Annotated in this window: 9 protein-coding genes, 1 tRNA gene and 2 rRNA genes (1 of these 12 cut by a window edge); 7 read left to right on the top strand and 5 right to left on the bottom strand. The window is 42.8% G+C overall.

What is annotated here, in order from left to right; genetic code table 11:
- From EHS13_RS07455 to EHS13_RS07465, 3 genes are all read left to right on the top strand, one after another.
- A 23S ribosomal RNA gene (locus tag EHS13_RS07455) occupies positions 1-1,899 on the top strand (it extends 1,027 nt beyond the left edge of the window).
- Between the two features lie 141 nt (positions 1,900-2,040).
- Positions 2,041-2,157 (top strand): 5S ribosomal RNA (gene rrf / locus EHS13_RS07460).
- A gap of 43 nt (positions 2,158-2,200) precedes the next feature.
- Positions 2,201-2,277: transfer RNA gene (locus EHS13_RS07465), tRNA-Met, on the top strand.
- 460 nt (positions 2,278-2,737) lie between these two features.
- Here EHS13_RS07465 and EHS13_RS07470 read toward each other — a convergent pair.
- The 3 genes from EHS13_RS07470 to EHS13_RS07480 are packed head-to-tail and all read right to left on the bottom strand — an operon-like array spanning position 2,738 to position 7,900.
- Positions 2,738-2,974, bottom strand: a complete 237-nt coding sequence (locus EHS13_RS07470) for a hypothetical protein (protein WP_155699733.1) — start codon at positions 2,972-2,974, stop codon at positions 2,738-2,740.
- The gene (locus EHS13_RS07475) at positions 2,955-3,254 is read right to left on the bottom strand and encodes a DUF5132 domain-containing protein (protein ID WP_155699734.1); all 300 of its coding nucleotides are present in this window, start codon (positions 3,252-3,254) and stop codon (positions 2,955-2,957) included. Before EHS13_RS07475 ends, EHS13_RS07470 begins: the two co-directional genes overlap by 20 nt.
- Before the next feature lie 32 nt (positions 3,255-3,286).
- Positions 3,287-7,900: a cation-translocating P-type ATPase gene (locus EHS13_RS07480; RefSeq protein ID WP_155699735.1), complete on the bottom strand. Its 4,614-nt coding sequence runs from the start codon at positions 7,898-7,900 to the stop codon at positions 3,287-3,289.
- Positions 7,901-8,037: 137 nt separating this feature from the next.
- Between EHS13_RS07480 and EHS13_RS07485 the strand changes: the two genes are divergently transcribed.
- The 3 genes from EHS13_RS07485 to EHS13_RS07495 all read left to right on the top strand — a co-directional run bounded on the left by EHS13_RS07485 (position 8,038) and on the right by EHS13_RS07495 (position 9,313).
- Entirely contained in the window at positions 8,038-8,232 is a 195-nt protein-coding gene (locus EHS13_RS07485) for a hypothetical protein (protein WP_155699736.1), read from the top strand.
- Positions 8,233-8,303: 71 nt separating this feature from the next.
- Positions 8,304-8,675 carry a hypothetical protein gene (locus tag EHS13_RS07490; RefSeq protein ID WP_227013830.1) on the top strand — a complete coding sequence of 124 codons (372 nt, stop codon included), beginning with the start codon at positions 8,304-8,306 and terminating at the stop codon, positions 8,673-8,675.
- 167 nt (positions 8,676-8,842) lie between these two features.
- The gene (locus tag EHS13_RS07495) at positions 8,843-9,313 is read left to right on the top strand and encodes a hypothetical protein (RefSeq protein ID WP_155699737.1); all 471 of its coding nucleotides are present in this window, start codon (positions 8,843-8,845) and stop codon (positions 9,311-9,313) included.
- A gap of 152 nt (positions 9,314-9,465) precedes the next feature.
- Here EHS13_RS07495 and EHS13_RS07500 read toward each other — a convergent pair whose 3' ends face one another.
- Positions 9,466-15,441 carry a choice-of-anchor I family protein gene (locus tag EHS13_RS07500; protein WP_162462994.1) on the bottom strand — a complete coding sequence of 1,992 codons (5,976 nt, stop codon included), beginning with the start codon at positions 15,439-15,441 and terminating at the stop codon, positions 9,466-9,468.
- A gap of 223 nt (positions 15,442-15,664) precedes the next feature.
- Here EHS13_RS07500 and EHS13_RS07505 point away from each other — a divergent pair, with 223 nt between their 5' ends.
- Positions 15,665-16,027, top strand: coding sequence for a hypothetical protein (locus EHS13_RS07505; protein ID WP_155699739.1), 363 nt, complete (start codon positions 15,665-15,667; stop codon positions 16,025-16,027).
- On the opposite strand, the gene EHS13_RS07510 is transcribed toward EHS13_RS07505, so the two are convergent.
- Positions 16,024-16,920, bottom strand: a complete 897-nt coding sequence (locus tag EHS13_RS07510) for a lysophospholipid acyltransferase family protein (protein ID WP_162462995.1) — start codon at positions 16,918-16,920, stop codon at positions 16,024-16,026. The two genes, EHS13_RS07505 and EHS13_RS07510, sit on opposite strands and share 4 nt — an antisense overlap.
- Between the last annotated feature and the right edge of the window lie 34 nt (positions 16,921-16,954).

The following is a 16,954-nucleotide window of genomic DNA, read 5'->3' on the forward strand; positions in this document are numbered from 1 at the left end:
AGACCATCAGCTAAGGTCCCCAAGTGTGTGTTAAGTGGGAAAGGATGTGGAGTTGCAAAGACAACCAGGATGTTGGCTTAGAAGCAGCCACCATTGAAAGAGTGCGTAATAGCTCACTGGTCGAGTGACTCTGCGCCGAAAATGTAACGGGGCTAAACACGCCACCGAAGCTATGGACTCAACATTTTGAATGTTGTTTGGTAGGGGAGCGTTGTATGTGCTGCGAAGGTGTACCGTAAGGAGCGCTGGAGAGCATACAAGTGAGAATGCCGGTATAAGTAACGAAAAGACAAGTGAGAATCTTGTCCGCCGAAAGCCTAAGGGTTCCTGAGGAAGGCTCGTCCTCTCAGGGTAAGTCGGGACCTAACGCGAGGCCGAAAGGCGTAGTGGATGGACAACTGGTTGAAATTCCAGTACCACCGTGAACCGTTATGAGCAATGGGGTGACGCAGAAGGGGAAAGATGCAGACGGATGGAAGTGTCTGTGCAAGCAGTGAGGCTAAAGTGTAGGCAAATCCGCACTTTGTTAGGCTAGGCTGTGACGCGGAGGGAAAATTACAGTACCGAAGATCATGTACTCAAGCTGCCAAGAAAAGCCTCTAGCCAGGGAGAAGGTGCCCGTACCGCAAACCGACACAGGTGGGCGAGAAGAGTATTCTAAGGCGCGCGGAACAACTCTCGTTAAGGAACTCGGCAAAATGACCTCGTAACTTCGGGAGAAGAGGTGCCTCGGTAGGGTGAATAGCCCGAGGGGGCCGCAGTGAAAAGGCCCAAGCGACTGTTTAGCAAAAACACAGGTCTGTGCGAAGCCGTAAGGCGAAGTATACGGGCTGACGCCTGCCCGGTGCTGGAAGGTTAAGAGGAGTGGTAAGCCGCAAGGCGAAGCTATGAATTGAAGCCCCAGTAAACGGCGGCCGTAACTATAACGGTCCTAAGGTAGCGAAATTCCTTGTCAGGTAAATTCTGACCCGCACGAATGGCGTAACGACTTGGGCGCTGTCTCAACGAGAGATCCGGTGAAATTTTAATACCTGTGAAGATGCAGGTTACCCGCGACAAGACGGAAAGACCCCATGGAGCTTTACTGTAACTTAATATTGAATTTGGGTATGATCTGTACAGGATAGGTGGGAACCTTTGAGACATGAGCGCCAGCTTGTGTGGAGGTGACGTTGGGATACCACCCTGATCCTACCTAGGTTCTAACCTATGCCCCTGAATCGGGGCAAGGGACCGTGTTAGGTGGACAGTTTGACTGGGGCGGTCGCCTCCTAAAGTGTAACGGAGGCGCCCCAAGGTTCCCTCAGAATGGTTGGAAATCATTCGAAGAGTGCAAAGGCATAAGGGAGCTTGACTGCGAGACCAACAAGTCGAGCAGGGACGAAAGTCGGGCTTAGTGATCCGGTGGTTCCGAATGGAAGGGCCATCGCTCAACGGATAAAAGCTACCCTGGGGATAACAGGCTTATCTCCCCCAAGAGTCCACATCGACGGGGAGGTTTGGCACCTCGATGTCGGCTCATCGCATCCTGGGGCTGAAGTAGGTCCCAAGGGTTGGGCTGTTCGCCCATTAAAGCGGTACGCGAGCTGGGTTCAGAACGTCGTGAGACAGTTCGGTCCCTATCTGTCGTGGGCGCAGGAAATTTGAGAGGAGCTGTCCTTAGTACGAGAGGACCGGGATGGACGTTCCGCTGGTGTACCAGTTGTTCCGCCAGGAGCATCGCTGGGTAGCCAAGAACGGACGGGATAAGCGCTGAAAGCATCTAAGCGTGAAGCCCCCCTCAAGATGAGATTTCCCAGTATGTAAGACCCCTTGTAGACCACGAGGTTGATAGGTTTGAGGTGGAAGTGCAGCAATGTATGGAGCTGACAAATACTAATCGGTCGAGGGCTTACCCCAATAAGACTTGTTATGCAGTCATGTATAAGAAGCAGTGTGTTACCTGGATGTTTCACAACTCTTCGCTTCGTTTCTAGTTTTCAGGGAATAATCCTTGAATGTGTATAATATCTTATGTATATGCACATAATAGATATAACGTTTGGTAATGATGGCGGAGGGGAACCACACGTTCCCATCTCGAACACGACCGTTAAGCCCTCCAGCGCCAAGGGTACTTGAACCGCAGGGTTCTGGGAGAGTAGGACGTTGCCAAGCAAGAAAATGCCCACTTCGGTGGGCATTACTTATTTATTACTATCGCGGGGTGGAGCAGCTCGGTAGCTCGTCGGGCTCATAACCCGAAGGCCGCAGGTTCAAATCCTGCCCCCGCAACCAAATCATTAAATAAGCAAAATAATAAAATAGATCATTTAAATAAAAGTTGAGCTCATTCACATGATCTCAACTTTTTTTTGTCGCCTATGAACTGAACGATATGTACAGTGGAACTAGAAGTCGGGGGCTACAAAGCATGTTTCTAAAAGTTAATAAGCCTAATAATTGTGCTAAGAATAGAGCATAGCAGTAAAAAAATCTGCTTATGCACAATTTCTATGCGTATTAGTAAGAACTTCTTGAGAAATCAAGGTTTTCCTTCGGCACTAGCACAATTATTGTGCGTAGCACCTAAAATGCCAGTGGAGTAGACTCTATACGCATCATTATTGTGCTTATGAATAAATTTGTACGGAAATCGCAGCATTAAAACACTAAAATTGTAACTTTTCGACCACTAGATGGCTTTCTTAACAGTCTAAGGGGACTAAGCGTCCCCTGCCATTCGCTTTAAAACGGCTTAACGCATGCGAGGAAAAGAAATTAAACTCATTAAATTGATGCGTGATACCTTGCCTTTTTCCCGAACTTGACTGAAAAAATCTCCGAGAAAGCTTTCCCAATCATGGCCGACGATTTTTTTAGATTTTTCGTCCGCTTGTACAAGCAAAATGCTATGGTTAATGGCGACTGCCAGGTGGGAGAGTGCTTCATGAAGCTGCTCCTTAACGATTTGTTCACTTTGCTGAATGTCCATGTTCAACCTCCTCAGCTGAGCTATAAACTGGAGTATCTTCATAATCCTCGATTTCATGCGCCATCTGTTTTTTCATTCGTTCAAATTGGGCTTCTGCAACAATATCTTCGATTTCTTCTTTAGCATATTGCACAATGGATTTAGCTCGATTAGCTAAGTTTTTCGCGCCTTCCTGACCCATGAGACCAACAAAGGTCGTCTTGGCGACGGGGATTAAGGCGGATACGGCAAGGGCAAGCCCAGAAATTACAGTTAATTTTTCTAATTTTTTTTGATTCATAGCTAGGCCTCCATTCATTGGTTATTACCCATTTACAGTACTGCTGGAATTGCAAATGCAGGGGTGAGCTCCTTCTCTGCATTCTTGGAAATGATCGACAGCACCATTTTTGATAAAATCGATACGGATCCAGCTACCGCAAGGATAGGAAGCCAATAGTGGAGCGCTAAAGGTGTCGTATGGAAGAACGCTGAAATAGCAGGCACATATAGAACAGCTATCAATGCTAGCCATGACATGCCAAGTGCTCCAAGCAGGAAACGATCCTTCGTCCAATCACTAACTTTCTCTTCGCTGCCTTCTTGTCTCCATGATAGGGTTTGAATTAACTGACCGGAAACAAGCGTAGCAAAAGCAATGCTTTGCGCAGTCATCAGTGGAACACCCATGGCTAAACTTGCTGCGAATAACCCAACCGAGCCAAGCCCAAGAAATACACCTTTAGTTACGACCTTTTGGTACAGATTCTTATCGACAATATCCATTCGTTTGAGTTGTTTTTGTTTATTGCCGGGATTTACGGCTAGAACCATAGCTGGGACAGCATCCGTTAGCAGGTTCATTAGTAAAATTTGAATCGGCACAAAAGGGATCGGCAAGCCGATGATCACCGCTAAGCTGGTAACGAGAATCTCTGATAAATTACCGGTTAATAAGCAGCCTAACGCCTTGCGGATATTGCTGATGATGGTTCTTCCTTCTTTGACACCTTCAACAATGGAACCAAAATGATCTTCTTTCAGAACCATGACAGCCGTTTGTTTCGTGACTTCAGTTCCTGTTCGACCCATGGCTATTCCAACATTGGCCTGTTTAATGGCAGGAATATCGTTAACACCGTCACCAGTCATAGCTACAATATGCCCACAGCTCTGCAAGGTTTTAACAATTCGCAATTTATGCTGTGGCGTAACTCGTGCAAAAATCGAGACTTCCTCGACAATTTCCAGGAATTCTTCTTCCGATAGCTGATCTAATTCTTGTCCGATTAAAACCCTTTGTGTGCCATTATATATGCCTAGTTGCTTGGCAATTGCAATGGCTGTAATCGGATGGTCACCAGTGATCATGACTGGCTTTACACCTAGCTGAATGACTTCCTCGATATTGTCTGAGACCTCTGATTTGGGAGGGTCGATCATCCCGACTATCCCGACATAAATCATTTCTTTTTCGTCAATCCCAAGCTCGTCTTCTTGCTCATTTTTCTGTAGAGGACGGTAGGCAAATCCTAAAACGCGCAAAGCTTCCCCGGCTAGCTTTTCATTCTGCAGCATAATGATTTGTTTCTGTTCATCGGTAAAGGGCAGAATATTGCCGTTAGCCTGGTACCAGCTGCAATGGCGCATAATTGTCTCAACAGAGCCTTTAGAAAAGATGAAGCATTCTTGGTCAGCTGTATGGGAATCTCGACAGACGACGCTCATTTTTCCCGCATTTGAATCGAAAGGGACCTCTGCACCGCGATGCCAACGCGGCATCTCATTCTGCCACATTTCTGCTTTTGCAGCTAAGGCTAACAATGCTCCTTCAGTAGGATCCCCTTTGATGATCCAGCGTCCTTCATGCTGTAGAAGCTTGCTGTTATTGCATAACAAGCCAATTTCAAGCAACCGCTGCAGCTCGGGATGCTTCAGATCCGATGAAGATGTTTGTTCATTCTCAAGCGCAGCAGACGAAGCCGCTGCAACTTCTTGGGGATATAACTCTTCAATACTCCCGATCGGATCATAGCCATTTCCTGAAACAGACCACATTTGATCTACGGTAGCGATTGCTTTTACGGTCATTTCATTTTTAGTTAACGTTCCTGTTTTGTCTGTGCAAATAATCGTTGTTCTACCCAATGTTTCTAATGCAGAGAGCTTGCGAATCAAGGCGTTTTTCTTGGCCATCCGGAAAACACCAGCGCTTAAAGCAATAGTGATAGTTACAGGCAACCCTTCAGGAATAGCGGACGCTGCTAGTGTGACGGAAGTCGTGATCATTTGGGTAAGCGGTATTCCGCGCAAAAGACCTGTGAAGAATACAAGCCCTCCGGCGATCAAAGCACCTTTGATAAATGTTTTGCTGATTGAGGTTACCTTTTCCTGCAATGGGGTTACTTCTTTTTTCTCATTTTTCAGGAGAGCGACCAGGTTGCCCATTTCTGTATTCATTCCTGTTTCGACAACAATCCCAATGCACTTGCCACGAGATACATCCGTCCCCATGTAAAGCATGTTTTTGCGTTCTGCTAAGGGGGTGTCAGCTTCTAGACAGCCTTCATTTTTCTCAATAGGCACAGATTCGCCTGTTAAGGCAGCTTCATTAATTTGCAAGCTCCAAGCACGAATCAAGCGCAGATCTGCGGGAATCCGATCACCTGCTTCCAAACAAACCAAATCCCCAGGCACTAGCTCCGCAGCAGGCAGATCGATTTGTTGGCTATTGCGAATGGTTTTACATACAGGAGGCTGGAATTCATTTAAGCTATCGACCACCTTTTCCGCTCTTCTTTCTTGAATGGTGCCAATTGCCGAGTTTGCCAACAGAATACTGCCCATGGCAATCCCATCAAAAATATCACCCGACAATAAAGCGAGAACTGAGGTGCCAAGCAGGATTAACGTCGTGAATTCCTTAAACTGCATCAAATAAGAAACGAGAAAAGAAGTCGGCTTTTTGCCCTCCAGCTGATTCATTCCATACTTTTGCCTAGAGAGGATGACCTGATCATTCGTGAGTCCATGCTGTTCATTAACACGGAAGTGGGCAAGTGCAAACTCTAATGGACTTGTATGCCAAGAGAAAGCATCATTGGAATAATTAGCTTCAGCGGCTGCTGCTACTTCCTGGTGGAAAGCATCACTTTTATCCCACGGATCGACTTGAGCCAATAAGGGTTCCTCACTGATTTTTTTGGAGCGTGAGAGGAAGGCCAGAGATAACACATCACCTGCTAAATTAACTAAAGGCGCACTTATGACACCTATGGCTGCTAGAACGGAACCAATCACATTCCAGCCTTGCGTGAGGTAGGTCTGCTGCTGCACGGAATTATCAATTTTTCGGGCATAGATCAAGGTTGCATTGATACTATTTAATTGCTGAATCGTCACGTAGGGCACATCAGCTGATAGATAATCAAAGCTCACATTTGTATCACTGGCTGGGATGTAAAGTACATTTTCGCCACGTATTTGAAGATCCGTAATTCGTTGCTGAATTTCTTCAGCTTGAAGATTAATCCAGCTGCGATCGAAATTAAATGAGAGAGAGTCTGACCGGATGTCTAAGGTTTCTTGCACAAAGCCGATCGACCATCCGTCCATGGATAAATCTTTAAGAACTCCCATATAGGGTGAATTATATTCGCGTCTACTGGTTAGATAACCAATGCAATGATTGGCTTTAAGCCCTTTCTTTGCAACAAAAAGCACTTCGAAGCCTCTTTTCTTCAACCTTTTTTCATCGAGTAGGTAAGGCTCACAATCGATACCATTCTCAACCAAATAAGTGAGGCTTCCAATGAGAACTACAGCATTGTTAATCTTGCCTTTTAAGCCTTTTGCTGCTTCCTCAAGCTGATAGGCTGTCCGAATAGTATGGCAGGTAGATTCGGCTTTGGTGCATACCTCCGCTTTCCAAGGGTGGCTGCTTTTTTTCATCAATGAAGCTGCTAGGCAGATAATCTTTTCGGAATCTTGATTTTCAATCAGAGTTTGCCACTGAACATCTTCAATTACTTTAGTAAATAAAAGTGAAGTATCATCGAGTAACAACGTTTTGGTACGGGCGAGCTGAGCTAAAGAACCATTAGCAGGAACCATATAGTTTTTCTCATGGGCGATTAATTCGGCATGATTCCAAGCATATTCATTAGGAATAGTTGTAGGTCTTGGGTTAGCAGCTAATAATACGCCTAAGCCTTTTAGTGGATTGCGCGTTAAAGCCAATGTTAGTCCAGCAGCAATCATTCCCCATTTGCCTGCCTTTTCACTATAAGCTTTAGTTTCGGATGATAAATAACTTACATCTGCTCTCAGCTTTGTTCCGCTCTTCTTCCATTTGAGGAATTGCAGCAAGCTAAGTCCAGCTAGAACAACTACATTTTCACGAACGAGGGCAAGAGCGAATGCACTTGTTCCTAATAAAAGCTCCGAATTTAACTTGCGTTCCTGTGCGAACTTATCGACACCCCGTTTGAGCAATGGATATCCGGAGAGCACAGATACTAGACCTGATAAATAAAAAGGGACAGGGCTGCTAGCAAAAGCAGACTTTCCCCAAAATAGCTGTTTGGCCGTTAAAACGGTTAAACCACCCATCGCAATGACTAGGGGGACGGGGACTTTGGATGGTTTAATAGATGGGGTATCGTCATTAGTCGATATATCTGGTTCAGCTCCGTTAGATATATCTTCTGTTTCAAATCTTTGAATGTGGCCGATAATTTCATGCATGGAAATATTCCGCTCATCATAAAGAAGCAGCATCCTGCCAGTCAAGGTGTTAACTTCTACCTTCAGGATCCCTTCTATAACTGAAAATAGATCTTTAGCCCGTCCAACCAAGGTAGGGTTTCCTTTGATCCCTTTCAGTTCTAAACGCATTCTCCCAGGTAAAACGCGAAGATTCTTTTCTCCATGATTAAGCAATGTCATTTTACCTCATCTTCTTCCTCTGCAATGTTGTAGACATTAGTTTACACAGACTCCAAACAATTATTCGCTTTTAATTTGTATAATTTGTTAGTTTAACGGAAAAATAATCGCATATAACAGGAAAGGAGATTCAATATATGTTTAAATCACCCTTGGGTTTAGCTGCAATTACGGCTGCATTATTACTAGGTTTTTCTCCAAGAGCTAGAGAAATACTACGGAAATATGCCGTGTTAGGTACGGAGGCAATACTGGATATTACAGATCAAGTAAAAAGCTCGTCAGTAAAAATCGCAGACCAACTAAAATTGGAAAATGAAAACAAAGTCTAACTGACTTGATTTTGCGCTTCTTGGAGACCATATAATTGGGGAATTCATTTAAAACCAAGGAGGTCATTGCCATGTTAAAAGAAGTGTTTAGCGGTGGTTCATTATGGGGTGGGCTTGTTTCAGGCGGACTATCACAGCTGCAGGATACCAATGCATTAAAGGAAGGCCATATTAATAAAAAAACGTATGCTGTGCAAACAACGGAAAATGTAACAGGAGCTTTTGGGGTAATGGCGGGCATCGAATATGGCGCTATCCTCGGAACCTCTATAATGCCTGGAGTGGGAACTATTCTTGGCTCCGTAGTGGGTGGATTACTTGGGGACAGAGTTGGGAGAACGGTGGGACATCGTGCTGGCCACTCTCTAGTCAACAGCAGAATGATGCAACAAAAGCTGGGAATCACGGAAGATAGTGAACCGGAATTGCAGCTTCAAGGGTAAGGGATTTGCTAAAAAGTAAAATAAAAATGACTGCTGAGGGTGCTCAGCGGTCTGTTTGTTGTATCCCACTTAATTTGCAACAAAACTTTAACTAAACTATACTTAATACATAGATTTACTTGTGAGTAAAGTTATATAAAAATAAATATTATGATGGAGGCAAAGAAATGTCCAAATCCAAAGTTGCAAAAGTAAAACATGGTGAATTTGATCCGCAAAAGTATTCCTTGAATACGAATGAAGCGTTTCTGTTGCTTAAAGAGAGAGGGTTAACCAAAGCAGATAATGAACAAGTCGTTCAGAGATGGCTTAAACAAGGAAAGATTGAAGCTGTTTTGGTGAAGAAAGGGGTACAAAACGAGAGAGGCTACCAAATCAACGAAGCAAGCTTATTGGAGCATGCGGAAACTCAGGTGAAAAAGCGCGGTGAATGGAAACAGGAATTGGATGAGGCCAATCAGAAAATCGCTTTCTTGGAAGCTCGAATTCAAGAGTTACTTGAAAAAGAAACCAAGAACAAAGAAGCAATAAAATCAGAGCCAGAACGAACTGAAGCAATAGCACCGATAAAAGTGGACCCTAAAAAAAGAAAAGCACCCATTAAGAAAGTAGCTCCTGAGGTTGTAGAAAAAACTTAATGGAATAACTGATATAGAATCATGGCATTTGCCTTCTTGGCAAACTGAATGGATTGGCATAACTCAATCATAGTTTGAAAAAACCTCGCATTTTCTCGAAGATATCGAGAGAATGCGAGGTTTTTGTTAACAGTAGCAATGTAATTTGTATTTTAATTATTTTTTTGCTGCAAGAACAAAGCAATCATTTTGGCTGCTTCTTCACGTGTTGCGTTATCCTTTGGAGCAAAGAATACATTGGATTGATTCGATTTTGTTTTACCATTGATAATTCCTGCCTGCTGCAATGCTTTTGAAGCTTCAATTGCATATTCAGGAATTAGTGCTTGGTCTGCAAATTGTGTAGATGGTATCGTTGCTGGCAATGTATAAGCCATTAATTTACTTAAACGAACGATCATAACAGCCATTTGCTCCCGCGTGATTTTTGCTTTTGGATCGAAAGTATCCGTTGCTGTTCCGCTTGTAACGCCGCTTTCAGTAGCCCAACCAACTGCTTGAGCATAATAAGCGTCAGATGGAACGTCATTGAACTTAACAGTCTTGAACTTCGTTAAATCTGCTTCTGCAAGGCGAGCCAGAATTAACACGAAATCAGCTCTTGTTATATCATTTTTAGGAGCGAACTTATTAGATTCGATTCCTAGAATAATATTTCTTGCGGCAAGGAAAGTAATGTTGTCTTTTGCAAAGCTTGTTGACGTATCGGTAAATGCTACCATTTTATAGCCAATCGCATATTGGGAAAAGTGACTCACTGCAAAGCTCAAAGTACCTGTTGTCTTATCAAATACACAATTGGGTACCAATACAATATCGCCGTTGTCAGCAATGTAGTAAATAATAATCGCGTTTGAGTCTTCATTAGCGGTTGGCACATAAGGAACATTAATGCTTACAATACCGCCAGCGAAATTTGAAACCTGCTTCCCATCTGCGGTTACCGTGAAATCAAATATCGGATGATCGCTTATGGCATCAGTGATAGCTTTTTGGGAAGCAGCAGGCAGGTCCTTAGTAATTTCAGCTGAGCTCTTTTTAGCAATTGATATAGATATGTCACCATTAGAAGCGGCTGATGAGATAGTGGAGATCGATTTCTTGTCAAAAGATATTTGCCCTATTCCGGCAGCTATGGAAACCGAATCCGTATCACTTCCTGCTATTTTATCAAATGATGCAGCTGATAGTGTAACAACAGCCTCTTTGGCACTTTTATCAACCGTAACATTGATTTCAAAAACTTTTTCCTTTTGGCTTGCATTCGCTGAGCTTAATGTTAACAAGGCCTCATCGACTTGTGAATTGGAAACTGCCGCTTTAGCTATACCGTTACTATCAGTTACAGCTGTTACATTTGTCGATGCTATTACCGTATCACCATTGTTTGATTGATCTGGCTTAGCTGTAGCCGCAGGTGTCGGACTTGGAGTAGCAGTTGGACTTGGTGTTGGAGTCGGTGTAGGACTTGCAGTTGGACCTGAACTTGGGTTTGGATTAGATGGGCTAGGTGAGTTAACAGCGACTGTAGCTTCTGCGATACCATAACCATCTGCACTTATAGCCGATATGATTGCTGTACCCGCAGATACTGGAGACACTTGACCACTTGAATTAACCGTAGCTACCGCTGAATTGGAAGATAACCAAGTAACTGTTGTTGATGTATCACCACTTGTAGGAATAACAGTTGCTGTCAATATCTTTGCAGAACCTCCTGTCGTGAAGGTAAGACTGCTTTGATCCAAAGCCACCTTGGCAACGTTCATTTGCATGACTGAAACGGTACCGCCCACTTCATTGGCTACTAGAATCAACGGTAATCCGGTTGGACTGCTCGTTGCAGGTATTAAATCAATGCCTTCAGGTCCATTAAAGTTTTCTATATCTTTTTCAAAGGTTCGCGGGTTTAGATAGCTGGCAAAGGTCGGATGCGTTGGATCTGTCACATCATAAGCCATCAAGCCTCCTGTACGCTCCAAACCGATAAAGGCAAGCAGTCTGCTTCCGATTTTACCGACTTTGATATCTTCCGGCTCTGGCCCTTTTTTCGAACTGCGGCTATCTAATGCTGCTTTATCATTGCTTGAGTTGAAGTTTGCAGGCACACGTTGTGAAGTAATCATTTCAAAATCGTTGCCGCTGTCGAATACTTGAGCCATTGTACTGGCGTTCCACACGGAGAATGAACGACCTCCGAATAAATAGATGCTGTCATGTCCCATATCACTGGTGACTTCTACACTATCGTATGTGGTGCCTTTATTGCTTAAGAAATTAGCTGCTGATGATGTAGGATCTAAACTGCCTTTCATATCTCCTATTTTGCTGCCGGTATTGCGGGTAGTGCCCCATTCAGTAACATCGCCTTCGTTCCCAGAGAACAAGTAATTTACTCCGTCTACGGTATAAGAAGCTATTCCATCTGGCATATACATGCCTTTAAAAGGGACATTTTCGAGTTTAATTTGGTTGTCTGCTTTCAGCAAATCAAGTGAATTATTGGGAAGGCTGAGGTCCTTCAGACCTAAACCTTTGACAGAAGTCACTACTTTGCCGGCAATGTTCACTTCAGCAATAGCATTGTTCTCCTGCAAAGAAACATAAGCAATTGTGTTGTCATCCGACAATGTAATATATTCGGGTTCAAAATCGTGCACAGCATCTGCTTTTGATCCTGATCCTGTAATTAGTCCTTTGGGAGCAGTAGAAGCACCCCGAATGTGTACGTTATCTGCAATGACATCCTGATTATCGAACTTCACATGCGATATAGTACTATTCATTGTATCCACAATGGTTACACTGCCATCTGGATCAGTTCCATTGCGGGGCTCACCTTCATCAGCGGTCAAGATGTATCTGCCGTCTGCTGTTGATTTGATCATATCTGGCTGTACGCCGGCTTCGTAGGAGCTCATTAATTTACCGTCATAATCCAATACGAGAATTTTCCCAGGCTTTGTCGGATCCAACTCCTGAATAGAGACAGACACACGGTTAGTCGTTGTATTCACATCAACACTGGTTAAATCTCCATATAGAAAACCACTTGTTTCGGATAATGTTTTTACGTCAAGCGCTTTTTCTTTAGTAAGTTCCAGTTTTTGAGTTTGTGCATTTTTAGTCATACTGACAATTTCTAATGTAGGAGGGTTTGTAGAGCCATTTACCAAATAGAACTTATTGTTTTCTTTGTTGAATTTAACAATTTCCGCTACCCCGCCATTTCCATTGGAAGTGCCAACAGAATAGTATGTTAACTGCGTGATACTTAGGGTATCTATAGCTGGAGATTTGACAGTGATTTTGGCTTCAGCAGAACCATAACCATCTGCGCTTATAGCTGTTATGATCGCTGTGCCCGCAGCTACTGGGGTAACTTGACCACTTGAATTAACTGTGGCTACCTCAGGATTGGAAGAGGACCAGGTTGCTGTCGCTGCACCTTGACCTACAGGAGTTACGGTTGCAGTCAACGTCTTTGCTGCGCTTCCTGTTGTGAAGGTAAGATTGCTTTGATTCAAAGATACCTTAGTAACATTCATTTGCATGACAGCAACAGTACCGCCAACCTCGTTGGCTACTAGAATCAAAGGCAATCCGGTTGGACTCATTGTAGCTGGAATGAAATCGATGCCTTCAGGTCCATTGGATGCCTCAACAGTACCTGAATAAGTTCGGTTGTTTAGATAGTTGGCGAAGACAGGTTGTCCAGGGTTGGTCACATCATAAGTCATTATACCGCCCATACGCTCTAAACCGATAAAAGCAAACAGTTTATTGCCGACTTTACCGACTTTGATATCTTCCGGCTCTGGCCCTTTTTTTGGACTGCGATCATCCATTAGGATCTTACTATTACTAGTGTTGAAATGTAGAGGTACACGCTGTGAAGTTATCGTTTCAAAATCATTGCCGCTGTCAAATACTTGACTCATTGTGCTGGCATTCCACACGGAGAATGAACGTCCTCCATATAAATAAATGTCATCATGTCCCATATCACTGGCGACTTCTACACTATCGTAAGTGGTTCCATTTTTGCTTAAGAATTTGGCTGCATCTGAATTAGAATTGAGACTGAGTCTCATCGCGCCTATTGTGCTGCCGTTTTTACGATTGGAGGACCAATCTGTGACATCCCCTTCATTCCCTGTAAAGAGGTAAGTCACACCGCTTACGGTATAAGAAGCGATTCCGTCAGGCATATACATACCTTTAAATGGGACATTCTCCAGTTTAATTTGCGAGTCATTCAGCAAATCAAGCGAATTGTTCGGAGAGTTTAGATTCTTCAAACCCAGACCTTTTACAGAAGTAACCGTTTTACCGGCTATGTTTATTGTCGCAATAGCATTGTTCTCCTGTAAGGAAACATAAGCCAATGTATTGTCATCCGACAATGTAATATATTCCGGCTCAAAATCACGAATAGCATCCGCTTTTATTCCGGATCCAGTGATTACGCCTGTTCCAGGAGTAGATTCACCCCGAATGTGTACATCATCCGCAATGACGTCAGGGTTATCGAATTTAACATGTGATATAGCATCATTCGTTGTATCTACAATGGTTATACTGCCTTCCGGATCAATTACGGCATCTCGAGGCTCAGCCTCATCAGCAGTCAAGATATATCTTCCGTCTGTTGTCGTTTTGATCATGTCAGGCTGTACGCCAGCTTCATAGGATTTCAATAAATTCCCATCATAATCGAGCACCAAAATCTTGCCTGATTTTGTTGGATCCTTTTCTTGAACAGAGATAGATACACGATCAGTCGTTGTATTGACGTCAACACTGGTTAAATCTCCATAAACAAAGCCATTTGTTTCGGATAATACTTTTACATTTAATTCTTTTTCTTTGGTAAGCGTCAATTCTTGAGTTTGGACGTTTTTAGTCATACTCACAATTTCTAATCTTGGCGGGTTAGTAGAGCCGTTTACCAAGTAAAACTTATTATTTTCTTTGTTGAACTTAACGATTTCTGCTACCCCGCCATCCTTATTGGAAGAGCCAACAGAATAACTTGCAAGCTGCGTGATATTGACAGAATCAGCGATTCCGGGAACGTTAGTTACTGATAAGGGGAATACTTTAGTTTCCCATGATTTTGTTGGAGTAGTACTATCGTATACGGTAACAGTTACACTTCTAGCTCCTTCGGTTCCAGTATTTGGAGTACCATATATCAAACCGGTAACCGTATTTATGGAAAGCCCAATTGGAAGGTTTGTAGCAGAAAACTCGTAGGGTGATTTTCCACCAATTACCGGCACTTGATTAAAATAAGGTGAACCAACATTAGCATTCGATAATTGAGCAGCTGTAATAGAAACAACGCTAAACCATGGACCATCGGCTCCACTGCGGGGTTTTACTTGACTAAATAATGTAGGCGAAGCAGTATCGTAGTTAACCTGTTTAAAATCGTTTTTATTGTTGTCTGTATCAATAAAACTATTTCGGCGAAGTGACTTCTTCTTTGATGTTGAAGCATCATCTCCTAAAGGAGGCTCTCCCTCGTAACCATCAATAGCTTTATCTCCAGTTCCTATCATATCTACATATCCGGCCAGTTTTGTTGGACTGAAAGGGTTTTTCTCAGTGAGAGTGTCTTGATTGCTCATTAAGATTACTTTTAGACCTTTATTATTAATGTAGCGATTCCAAATAGGCATATCTCCAACTGAAGAAAGATCAAGCTTAGTTGTTGTTAGAGCAGGGCCTGTTTTTTTGGCCTTTATTAAAAAAGAAGAATGAGCTGCAATCTCGCCAGTCAGATTCAGTTTATCCCAATTCCCAGTCGTACCGAGGGTTGTATTTGCACCATTATCTGCATATTGCAAGGACCAGGTGCTTAAATCAATATCACTATTTGTTGGGTTGTACAATTCAATAAATCCATTGGAAACTACAATGCCATTATCGTCTACCAAACCCCCGCCATAAACCTGATTAATAATAATATGTGGAACGGTAACATCATAGACATTGTTGGAATTGTAAGGCGTTCCTGCTAATGGACCTGCAGCAAAAACAGGTACAGCTGAAAATAATAGACTGCCTAACAATTCACCAACCAACAATAATGACAACAACTTCTTTTTACTAAATATCAACTTCACTCACTCCTTATTATGTACGGACTAATTTAAATTCTATAGTATTTTTGTTTAGCGACTATTAAATATAAATGTAGAAATTGTAAATTAAATCCAATAAAACGCATTTACAATATTTTCATTCCACGAAAACACTCCTATAAACATTGGCATGTATTATTGATTTATAAGCATTAAGGTTTGTACATGCCAGTGATAAACTAAAAGGGGGAATTCAACATTGAATAAGATAGCTAATAGAACCATCTTAATAATGTTCGTTTTTGCTTTTCTTCTACAAGGCTGCAGTAATCCTCATGAATCAAAAGTCATTCAAAGCTTCGGTAATGAGCAAGCAAAATCGCTGATAGCTAACCATAACGACCTCTCAGAGGATGCCATTCGAATAAGTGAAATCAAAGAAATCGAAAAAAACCACTGGTTTGTTTTGTATCAACAAAAATCCGAAAATGGCTTATCCTGGGAACCAAGCATTGACTCTAATTTTGGCATGGATATCAAAAATACAGCTGGCGATTATTTAACTAGCAATAATGGCTATGGGATGCCCGCACTTTTTGCGAGCTTAGAAGGAGCCAATTAATCCTGCTCCCAACGATCATGCAGATTAAACCAATAAAACCATTGCTCGGGATGGGATAGAATTGTTTGTTCCATGGAATGGTTCAGCAATAAGGCTGCTTCCGAACGTTGTGAACGTGAGAATAGTTCATGCAAGTAAATTGGTTCTTCAAACACTAAATGATGACTAAACCCTTTTGTTCTAAATCCGCTGAACGGAATGACGGGAGTCATCTGATCCAGCGCCAAAGCAGCGGCCCCTTGAGGGCCGCGTGTTCGTTTTCCGAATAATTCAGTTAGCGGGAATTGCCTGCGCCAAAAATCCCCTAAGATAAAGATAACGCCATTCTGCTCCAAATGATTTCTCAACGTTCTGATCATCTGCAATGGGGAGGTTTCATCATAATCCAAGCCAAGACAGCCCATTTGTTCATATTGCGAATAAATGGGCTTTAGCTCTGGGCTGCCTGAAGTACCCACAGTTAAACAATTATAATGGTTAGAAAGATACCAGTAATAATAAAAAAAATTGCCTACATGCGGAGCATAAATGATAGCACCTTTCCCCTGGCTAAGTGCTTCCTGTAAAAAATGCTCTCCCGCTGTATGAAGCTTACCCGCTTGTCCTCTTGGCAAACGCCAAAAACCAAATATGACCTCGAATAAAGTGACCGCTAGATTACGGTAGTAGGCGCGTAATAGCCTGCGAATCTGCCGCCTAGTCAATCGGACAAGCAAATCATCCATATTAATCCTAATTCTGTTTCTTAACTCAGTTCCAGAAATTAAATAAATCAGGTTCCCCAGTGCATAGAATATCGCATATAATAACCAATCAGGCAGTAGATGAAGAAGATTGGCGAGCTGGCGAAATCGTTTTGTTTGTCGGGTAAGCTTACCAATCCATTCGTACAAGCAACTTACACCTCCAGATGAACTTTTAACAATT

This window comes from Paenibacillus psychroresistens, from assembly GCF_009728935.1.
GTDB lineage: Bacteria > Bacillota > Bacilli > Paenibacillales > NBRC-103111 > Paenibacillus_AC > Paenibacillus_AC psychroresistens.